Annotated in this window: 7 protein-coding genes and 1 pseudogene; 5 read left to right on the top strand and 3 right to left on the bottom strand. The window is 65.5% G+C overall.

The features are described from left to right. The 5 genes and pseudogenes from mtnK to EOA75_RS23220 form a co-directional block, all read left to right on the top strand. Window positions 1–1,081: S-methyl-5-thioribose kinase (gene mtnK / locus EOA75_RS23240; RefSeq protein WP_127325263.1), on the top strand; the 1,081-nt coding region annotated here is incomplete at its 5' end. Next, on the top strand, window positions 1,078–2,172 hold the full coding sequence (mtnA, locus tag EOA75_RS23235; protein ID WP_127214206.1) for an S-methyl-5-thioribose-1-phosphate isomerase: 1,095 nt from the start codon (window positions 1,078–1,080) through the stop codon (window positions 2,170–2,172). The genes mtnK and mtnA, both read left to right, overlap by 4 nt. Before the next feature lie 7 nt (window positions 2,173–2,179). Next, window positions 2,180–2,329, top strand: a pseudogene (locus tag EOA75_RS23230) (6,7-dimethyl-8-ribityllumazine synthase); the annotation flags it as partial. A gap of 159 nt (window positions 2,330–2,488) precedes the next feature. After that, window positions 2,489–3,553 (top strand): class II fructose-bisphosphate aldolase, encoded by a 1,065-nt coding sequence (gene fba, locus EOA75_RS23225; protein WP_067327727.1) that lies wholly within the window; start codon window positions 2,489–2,491, stop codon window positions 3,551–3,553. A gap of 177 nt (window positions 3,554–3,730) precedes the next feature. After that, window positions 3,731–4,456 (top strand): MgtC/SapB family protein, encoded by a 726-nt coding sequence (locus EOA75_RS23220; RefSeq protein WP_127214204.1) that lies wholly within the window; start codon window positions 3,731–3,733, stop codon window positions 4,454–4,456. A gap of 23 nt (window positions 4,457–4,479) precedes the next feature. Here the strand turns inward: EOA75_RS23220 and EOA75_RS23215 are convergent, their stop codons facing one another. Genes EOA75_RS23215 through EOA75_RS23205 form a run of 3 tightly spaced genes read right to left on the bottom strand, consistent with a single transcriptional unit; the run spans window position 4,480 to window position 9,046 of the window. Beyond that, on the bottom strand, window positions 4,480–5,712 hold the full coding sequence (locus EOA75_RS23215) for a VWA domain-containing protein (protein ID WP_127325262.1): 1,233 nt from the start codon (window positions 5,710–5,712) through the stop codon (window positions 4,480–4,482). After that, window positions 5,705–7,963: a DUF5682 family protein gene (locus tag EOA75_RS23210; protein WP_127214200.1), complete on the bottom strand. Its 2,259-nt coding sequence runs from the start codon at window positions 7,961–7,963 to the stop codon at window positions 5,705–5,707. Before EOA75_RS23210 ends, EOA75_RS23215 begins: the two co-directional genes overlap by 8 nt. Before the next feature lie 3 nt (window positions 7,964–7,966). Further along, complete coding sequence (locus EOA75_RS23205) at window positions 7,967–9,046, bottom strand: AAA family ATPase (protein WP_095800970.1); 1,080 nt, start codon at window positions 9,044–9,046, stop codon at window positions 7,967–7,969. Window positions 9,047–9,106 lie beyond the last annotated feature (60 nt).

Genomic DNA, 9,106 nt, shown 5'->3' with positions numbered 1-9,106 from the left:
GCCCTATGTGCGCCTGGTCGGCGACAGCTGGCCGCTGCCTTTGAAGCGCGCTTTCTTCGAGTATCACGCGCTGACGAGGCAACAGCGCCGAGCGCCAGGCTCGGTGCCGGCGATCTATTATTTCGACGAGGACCAGGCGCTTATTGTCATGGAGTATCTGGCGCCGCCCTACATTATCCTGCGTCGCGCGCTGATCGACGGCCGCGAGCTGCCGAACATTGCGCGCGACATCGGCCTGTTCATGGCCCGCACGCTGTTCCGCGGCTCGGACCTCTCAATGCCGACAAAAGAGCGCAAGGCCGATCTCGCGCTGTTCGCCGACAATGTCGAGCTCTGCGACATCACCGAGAACCTGGTGTTCTCCGATCCCTATTTCGACGCCGAGATGAACCGGCACACCAGCCCGCAGCTCGACCGCCTGGTGGCCGAATTGCGCGCCGACCGCGACCTCAAGGTCGAGGCGCAGCGGCTGAAGCACCTATTCGCCGCCAATGCCGAAACACTGCTGCATGGCGACCTGCATTCCGGTTCGATCATGGTGACCGACACCGAGACCCGGATGATCGATCCGGAATTCGCCTTCTACGGCCCGATCGCCTTCGACGTCGGCATGCTGCTCGCCAATTTCTGGATGGCCTTCTTCTCGCAGCGGGGCCATGAGCAGAAAGGTAGCCGGGATTCGATGCGCGCCTACCTGCTTAAGGTCACGGCCGAGAGCTGGGCGGTGTTCCGCGCCGAGTTTTCGCATTTGTGGCGAACCGAGCGCACCGGCATCCTCTACCAGAAGAGCCTGTTCGAGGATCAGGGCGACCTGCTCGGTTCCGAACAGGCGCTCGACCACATGCTTTCCGGCATCTGGACCGACCTGCTCGGCTTCGCCGGCATCGAGGTGCACCGACGTATCCTCGGTCTCGCCCACAATGCCGATTTCGAGACCATTGCCGACGCAGACCTTCGCGCCAAATGTGAAGCAAAGGCGCTGCGCTTCGGCCGCCACATCGCCGTGAACCGGCGTCAGATCCACAGCATCGACGAGGTCAACGCATTGGCCGCGCTGGTCGAACAGGAGAAGAGCCTTTGAACGTCGGCGAACGCCACTATCGTACAATTTGGCTCAGCGACGACAAACGCTCGGTCGAGATCATCGACCAGCGCTGGCTGCCGCATGAGTTTCGCGTCGAGACGATCGGAACGGTTCCCGGCATCGCCACCGCGATCCGCGACATGTGGGTGCGCGGCGCGCCGCTGATCGGCGTCACCGCCGCCTACGGCGTCGCCATCCAGATGACCGACGATCCCTCGGACGAAGCGCTCGACGCGGCGTGGGAGACGCTGCACAAAACGCGACCGACGGCGATCAACCTGCGCTGGGCGCTGGACGAGATGCGGCGTTTTCTGAAGCCGCTGGCGCCGGGAGAGCGCGCCGAGGCCGCCTACCGGCGCGCCGCCGAGATCGCAGACGAGGATGTCGGGCTCAATCGCGCCATCGGCGAGAACGGGCTTGCCATCATCAAGGAGATCGCGGCGAAAAAGAAGCCTGGCGAGGCGGTCAACATTCTCACCCATTGCAATGCCGGTTGGCTGGCGACGGTCGACTACGGCACCGCCACGGCGCCAATCTATCTGGCGACGGAAGCCGGCATTCCGGTCCACGTCTATGTCGACGAGACCAGGCCGCGCAACCAGGGCGCCCAGCTGACCGCCTGGGAAATGGCCGGCCACGGCGTGCCGCACACGCTGATCGTCGATAACGCCGGCGGGCATCTGATGCAGCATGGCGACATCGACATGGTGATCGTCGGCACCGACCGCACGACGGCCAATGGCGACGTCTGCAACAAGATCGGCACCTATCTCAAGGCTTTAGCCGCCGCCGACAACGACGTCCCTTTCTATGTCGCGCTCCCCTCGCCCACCATCGACTGGACGGTCGCCGACGGGCTTGCGGAAATCCCGATCGAGGAGCGCGCGAGTGACGAGGTTTCGCTGGTGTGGGGTAGGACGGCCGACGGCAAGGTCGCGCAGGTGCGCGTCTCGCCCGACGCAACGCCGGCGGCAAACCCCGCCTTCGACGTGACGCCGGCTCGGCTGGTGACAGGGCTGATCACCGAGCGCGGCGTGGCGAAGGCTTCGCGCGAGGCGCTGAAGGCAATGTTTCCCGAGCGCAGCTAATCTTCGCCCGGTGCTCTCGGCCGTGCTCACGCCGCACAACTATCATGAGAGCGCCGAGCACCGCCGCTTCTCCCACGAGCATTTTTTGGTGAAGGGCAAGGAAGCGGCGAAGGCCTGCGTCGAAATCCTTGCCGCGCGCGAGCGGATCGCCGCTTAGGCTCGACTCGGGCCGGATTTCAGCCCTGCAACAAGAATTGCGGCCGAAAGGGCTTCAAAAGGTTGCGGTAGGTCAGAAATCCGGCCAGAAGCAACGGGGCCGCCCGCCCGGGCCGGCCTTTTCAAACACGGGCTCGAACCAGATACGGGAGACTATTCGTTGGCTCGCATCACACTGAGACAATTGCTCGACCATGCCGCCGAACAAGGCTATGGCGTGCCTGCCTTCAACATGAACAACATGGAACAGGGCCTCGCCATCATGGAGGCGGCCGAGGAGACCAAGTCGCCGGTCATCCTCCAGGCGAGCCGCGGGGCGCGCGCCTACGCCAACGATGTGGTGCTGGCCAAGCTGATCGACGCGCTGGTCGAGATTCACCCCGACATTCCGGTCTGCATGCATCTCGACCACGGCAACAACGAAGCGACCTGCGTCACCGCGATCCAGTACGGCTTCACCTCGGTGATGATGGACGGTTCGCTGAAGGAAGACGGCAAGTCGCCGGCCGACTACGCCTATAATTCAGGCATCACGCGCCGCGTCGTCGATATGGCGCATTGGGGCGGTGTCTCGGTGGAAGGCGAGATCGGCGTGCTCGGCTCGCTGGAGAGCGGCGGCGGCGAGCAGGAGGACGGCCACGGCGTCGAAGGCGCCATCAGCCACGATCAGTTGCTTACAGACCCGGTGCAAGCCGAGCAGTTCGTGCGCGACACCCATGTCGATGCGCTGGCGGTGGCCATGGGCACCAGCCACGGCGCCTACAAATTCTCGCGCAAGCCGGATGGCGCGGTGCTGGCGATGAACGTGATCGAGGAGATCCATCGCCGCCTGCCCAACATGCATCTGGTCATGCACGGCTCGTCATCGGTGCCGGAGGAGCTGCAGGAGATCATCAACAAATATGGCGGCCAGATGAAGCCGACCTGGGGCGTGCCGGTGGAAGAGATCCAGCGCGGCATCAAGCACGGCGTGCGCAAGATCAACATCGACACCGACAACCGCATGGCGCTGACCGGCGCGATCCGCAAAGTGCTGACCGAGAACCCTTCCGAGTTCGATCCGCGCAAATATCTGACGCCGGCCATGGCGGCGATGAAGAAGCTCTGCAAGGAACGCTTCGAGCAGTTCGGCACAGCCGGCAACGCGCCGAAGATCAAGCCGATCCCGTTGTCGGAAATGGCCAAGCGTTACAAGGCCGGCAGCCTTGACCCGAAGTTCGGCTGAGCCACCTCCTCCCGCGACCGGGTTCCAGCCGGTCGCGGGAGCACGCCCGCCCTCCCACGGCACCAGTCCCGCGGAACCTCACGTCATCGGCATTGGCCAAGGAACCATCCATGGCCGAGCTTAGTTGAACTGTCCTGACGCAATGGAGGGTGCGCCGACCGGCGTCGCCGACGGGAAATGCTCGAGCCGCTCTGCTGCGACATGCCGCTTCATCCGACATGGCCGGATCTCGTTGCGCGGCTGTTGCTGACGCTGGTCGCGGGCTTCCTCATCGGCTTGAATCGCGAAGCGCGCGGCCATTCCGCCGGCCTGCGGACGACCATCCTGGTCGGCCTCGCGGCGTGCGTCGCCATGGTCCAGGCCAACATGCTGCTCGACGTTGCCGGTAAGGGACCGGACTCATTCGTGCGCATGGATGTGCTGCGCTTTGCGCTCGGCGTGCTCACCGGCGTCGGCTTCATCGGCGGCGGCGCCATCCTCAGACGCGGCGATCTCGTCACCGGGGTGACCACCGCCGCCACCATGTGGATCATGACGATGATCGGGCTGGCCTTCGGCGGCGGCCAGTTCGGCCTCGGCGCGATTGCTACAGTATTGACGCTGGTGACGCTGCAGGCCCTGAAATGGGTCGACCTCAAGATCCCGCGCGACCATAAGGCGATCCTTGCGGTCGCATGGCCGAAGACAGCCCCGCCCGACCTCCAGGAGATCGTACGGCCGCTCGGATACGATGCCCGCTTCGTTGGCATGGAGCACGACGCCGACCGCGACCGCTTCGTGTTTTCCTTCCAAGTCAAATGGCGGCAGCCAGATGCAGTCGAGCCGTCAACTGAGGTGCTGGCGCTGGTCGGCCTACACTGCGAGATCGAGCGGTTTGAATTGATCAGCGAGAAAGCGCCCTGATCAGCGTCAGAAGGGTGGCGAACCTATTCGGCTGCGCTTGGCGTTTCCGAATCCGGGCGAACAAGCTTGATGTCCGCTCCCGCCGCCCAGGCGCCGATGTCCTCCCGGCGCAGCGCCGCCGCCATCATGTCGGGAAAGTGGTCCGGCGTGCAGGCGAAGACCGGGACGCCCAACGCCGCGACCGAGCCGGCCATGGAGGAGTCGTAGCCGGGACGGCCCTGGTCGGTGAGCGCCAGGAGCACAACGACATTGACGCCCGACCGCACCAGCGCAGCCAGCCGACGAAGCAGTTCCTGACCGTTGCCGCCTTCGTAGAGGTCTGTGATGAGGACGAAATGCGCCTTGGTCGGCCGCTCGATGCGCTCGGCGCAATAAGCGACCGCCTGGTTGATGTCGGTTCCGCCGCCGAGCTGGACGCCGAACAGCACCTCGACCGGATCGCTGAGCTCGTCGGTCAGATCGACGATCGCGGTGTCAAAGCAGACCAGCTTGGTGCGCACGACCGGCAAGGAGGCCATCACGGCCGCGAAGATCGAGACGTAGATGACCGAACTTGCCATCGAGCCGGACTGATCGACGCAGAGCGTCACTTCGTCGAGGTCGACCAGCCGACGCTGGCGGCGCATGAAGCCGACGAGCTTTTCCGGCACCACGGTCTTGTGGTCTGGCTGGTAGTGGCGAAGGTTCGCCGCGATAGTGCGCGGCCAGTCGATGTCGCGCTGCCGCGGCCTGTTGGTGCGCCTTGAACGGTCGAGCGCGCCGCGGATCGCCTCGGCGGTTTTCTGCTCGAGACGCTGCATCAGCTTGGCGACGATGTCGGAAATGATCGAGCGGGCAATGTCCTTGGTCTTTTCCGGCATCGCCGAGCGCAACGAGACCAGATCGGCAACGAGATTGACGTCGGCCTCGATCGCCTTGAGGAATTCCGGCTCCATCAGCATCTGCTTCAGGTTCAGGCGCTCGAAGGCGTCCTTCTGCACGACCTGGACCACCTGCTCGGGGAAGAAAGAGCGGATATCGCCCATCCATTGCGCGACGCGCGGCGCCGAACGGCCAAGCCCGCCGCGCCGCTTGCGCGGATCGCCGGCGTCGCCGCTGCCGTCGCCGTAGAGCGCATCGAGGGCTGCCGAAAGCCGCCGGTCCTCCTGCGACAGCGCCGAGGAGGACTCATCGTCGGCGCCGATCGCCAGGCGCCAACGGCGCTCCCGCGTCCCTTCGATCGGATGAAGATCGGGTCCGACCGTTTCATCATCCATGGTTGGGCTCCCCCGTAAGCAGCTTGCCGAGGAGACCAAAATGCCGGCGCCAGGCCTCGCCGCCATCGGGTGCCGGCGTCAGTCCGGCGGGCAGGCTCGCCCTGCGGCCGAGCACGGCCTCGATCAGGCGGCGGCGCTCCATGCTGTCGAGATTGGAAAATACGCGGCGCAGCAAAGGCAGATGCGCAACGAAGGCGTCCTCGTCGAGCGATGCCAGCCAGGAATCGACAGCGCCGCGCAGCCCCTCGTCATAGATCAGCCTCTGGCCGGCGCCGCTGAAGAAGCCTTCGAAAAAGGCGGCGGCATCGATGACCGGCGTTCCGGGCGACAGCCGCTTTGCCAAAAGGCCGGCCGTGGCCTCGGCCGAGAGGTGCCCGGCCTCGTAGAGCAGATGTGCGGCGCAGCCAGCAACGAGCGCCGTCGAGCGCGATGAATCGAGCACGGCCGCAAGGCCGTTCCGCCAGGCATCCAGGACATGCTCGTCCGGTTCGACCAGCCTGATCGCCTCGTCGGCCTTGCTCAGCGCCGCCATCAGCGCTGCGGCGGCCTGCGCGTCGAGATCGCGCGCGGCGTAAGGCAGCGCGATCGCGCCTTCGATGACCAACCGCTCCAAGAGGCCGGCAAGGCGCTGCGTCTCGGTTTTGCGCGCTTCGCCATAGCGGATGATGTCGGCAAGTGGGGGCACCGACGCAAGGAGCTCCAGGCATTCGCTGCTATGCGCCGCCTTCTCCTCGAGCGCGGCGAGGCCGGCCGCGGACGCCTCGCTCAAGGCGGCGGTGATCGCGCTTTGCACCAGCGTGGCCAGAGCATCGAGCGTCGAAGCGGCGCCGATCATCTGGACAAGCCGTCCGTTGGCGGCCTTCTCGATGGTCGGTCCGTAAATCAGGTTTTCGACCAGGCGCACGGCGTATTCCGGCTGCCAGGCCAGCAGCCAGCGCTCGCGGAACGTGCCGCGGCTGCGGCCGACATCCGTCAGCCTGCCCCAGTTCACGCCGAGCACGTTCAGCCGGTGCAGAAGCGTCGACCGAAAGAGACCGCTCTCGCTGCGCAGGTCGATGGAGAGCTCGCGCTCCAGTGCTTCAGGCTTGAGCCGCGCGGCCTTCTGGTTGCGCTGCAAATCATCGATCAGCGGCGCGAGCGGCGTGTCGGCTGGAATCTCGCCGACATCGGCGCCGAGCAGCAGCTCGGCCTCGACCATCTTCCACAGCAAGGCCTCGCCGTTGAAGAGCGCCGCGATCGAGGCCTCACGCAGTTCCTCGAAACCCGGTTTCGGGCGCTCGCGTATGGCGGCAAGCGCCCGCGCCAGACGCTCCGCCTCGATCAGCGAGGCGGTCGAAATTATATGGCCCTTGGCCCTGAGAACCGAAGCGATCCGCGCGAGCCACAGCACCGAAGCGTCATCCTGCCCGCGCGTCTGCCACAGGTGCTTGCTCCAGCCCGGCGCGACGACACCGGCGCCATAGTCATAACCCAGCGCCAGCCGCGGTCCGGTCCATGGCGCGAAGGTCATCGTGGTCTTGCGCCGGCCGATGCCCTTGAGCAGTGCCTGGTCGCTCTTTTGCGTATGCGCAGCTTGCAGGGCGGGCACATGCCACGCGCCGCAGACGACGGCCAGCGGCCCGTCGATTTCTTTGCGCGCAGCGGCGATCTCCAGCCGCATATGCGCCTCGCGCATGGCCTCGAATTTGCCAATGGACGTCTCGCCGTCGCGCAGCGTCGTCATCGCGTCGGCGATGGCAGCAAAGATCGGCCCGGGTGCGGGATTCTGCTCAATGATATCGGACCACCAGCTTTCGCCGTCCTCATAGCCGGCGGCGCGCGCTAAAGTGCCGATCGGATCAAGGATCCGTGAGCTTGCTTCGCTCTGCTCTTCGGTGGCCTCCGGTTCGTCCGCATCGGCGTCGGTCGAACCCTCGGGCCCGTGCTCGGCAAGCCGCGCGGCGGACGGCAAGTCGATGAAACGCAGCGCCGCCTTGTTGGCGACAGCCCACAGCGCCGCCTGATATTCGGGAGAGAATTCGGCGAAGGGCCAGAAGCGCGTCGCGGCGGGATCGTCCTCGGGGTAGCAAAGCAGTGCCACCGGCGGCTTCATGTCCGGGCTGGCAAGCAGGGGCAGCAAGGGCGAGGCATCCACCGGCCCCTCGATCAGCACGGCGGCCGGCTGCAATTCCTGCAACGCTCTAACCAGGCTCGCGGCGGAGCCCGGCCCATGATGGCGAATGCCGAAATAGCTGATGCCGCCTTGCGTCATGGCTCAGATGGCCGCGTTGAGCGCCGCGTAATAACCGGCGTAGTCCGGCCGCTTCTTCAGCACCGTCTCCAAATATTCCTCAAGCACGACCTTGTCCTGGACCGGGTCCTTGACGATGGCGCCGACCAGGCTTGGCGCCAGGCCTTCGGCGTGGAGCTTGCCGCCGTCGAACCAGGCCGCCTGGCTGAGGCCGCTGATCATCGTGGCGATCGCCTCGGCGGTGGAGAGCGAGCCCGACGGCGTCTTCAGCGTCACCTTGCCGTCGGCGGTCGCGCCGGAGCGCAGCTCGCGGAAGATGGTCAGCACGCGCGCGATCTCCTCGCCGACATTTTTCGGCACCGGCAGGTCCAGTCCGCCGGCCATCTCGCCGACGCGCCGGGACACGATCGAGACCTCTTCCGCCATGTCCTCCGGCAGCGGCAGCACCACGACATTGAAACGGCGCTTCAGCGCCGAGGAGAGTTCGTTGACGCCCTTGTCGCGATTGTTCGCGGTGGCGATGATGTTGAAACCGCGCTGCGCGTAAATCGAGGTGTTCAGCTCCGGCACCGGCATCATTTTTTCGGACAGCACGGTGATCAGCGTGTCCTGCACGTCGGAGCCCATTCGCGTCAGTTCCTCCAGGCGGCAGAGCTTGCCTTCCTGCATGGCGCGGTAGAGCGGCGTCGGCACCAGCGCCTCCTGGCTCGGCCCCTTCGCCAAGAGCTGCGCATAGTTCCAGCCGTAGCGGATCTGATTCTCATCGGTGCCGGCCGTGCATTGCACGATCAGCGTCGAGTTTCCCATGATGGCGCCGGCGAGATGTTCCGAGACCCAGGATTTTGCCGTTCCCGGCACGCCGAGCAGGAGCAGCGCCCGGTCGGTCGCGAGCGTCGCCACCGCGGTTTCCATCAATTGCCGACGTCCGACATATTTCGGGGTGATAAGCGTGCCGTCGCCCGCCTTGCCACCCATCAGGTAAGTGAGGACGGCCTTGGGCGACAGGCTCCAGCCGGCAGGCTTCTGGCGGTCGTCGTCGCGCGCGAGCGCCTGCAGTTCGGAGGCATAGACCTGCTCGGCCGGAAGGCGGATGGCTGCGTTCATGCGATCTTCTCCGGGTTCATCATCTCTCGGATTGCGAAGGGTTTCCGGCCAGCGCTGCAT

Origin of the sequence: Mesorhizobium sp. M1A.F.Ca.IN.022.07.1.1 (genome assembly GCF_003997575.1) — a bacterium.
In the GTDB taxonomy this organism is placed as follows: Bacteria; Pseudomonadota; Alphaproteobacteria; order Rhizobiales; family Rhizobiaceae; genus Mesorhizobium.
Note: the sequence above shows the minus strand (reverse complement) of the source record. Positions and strands in the feature narration are given on the sequence as shown.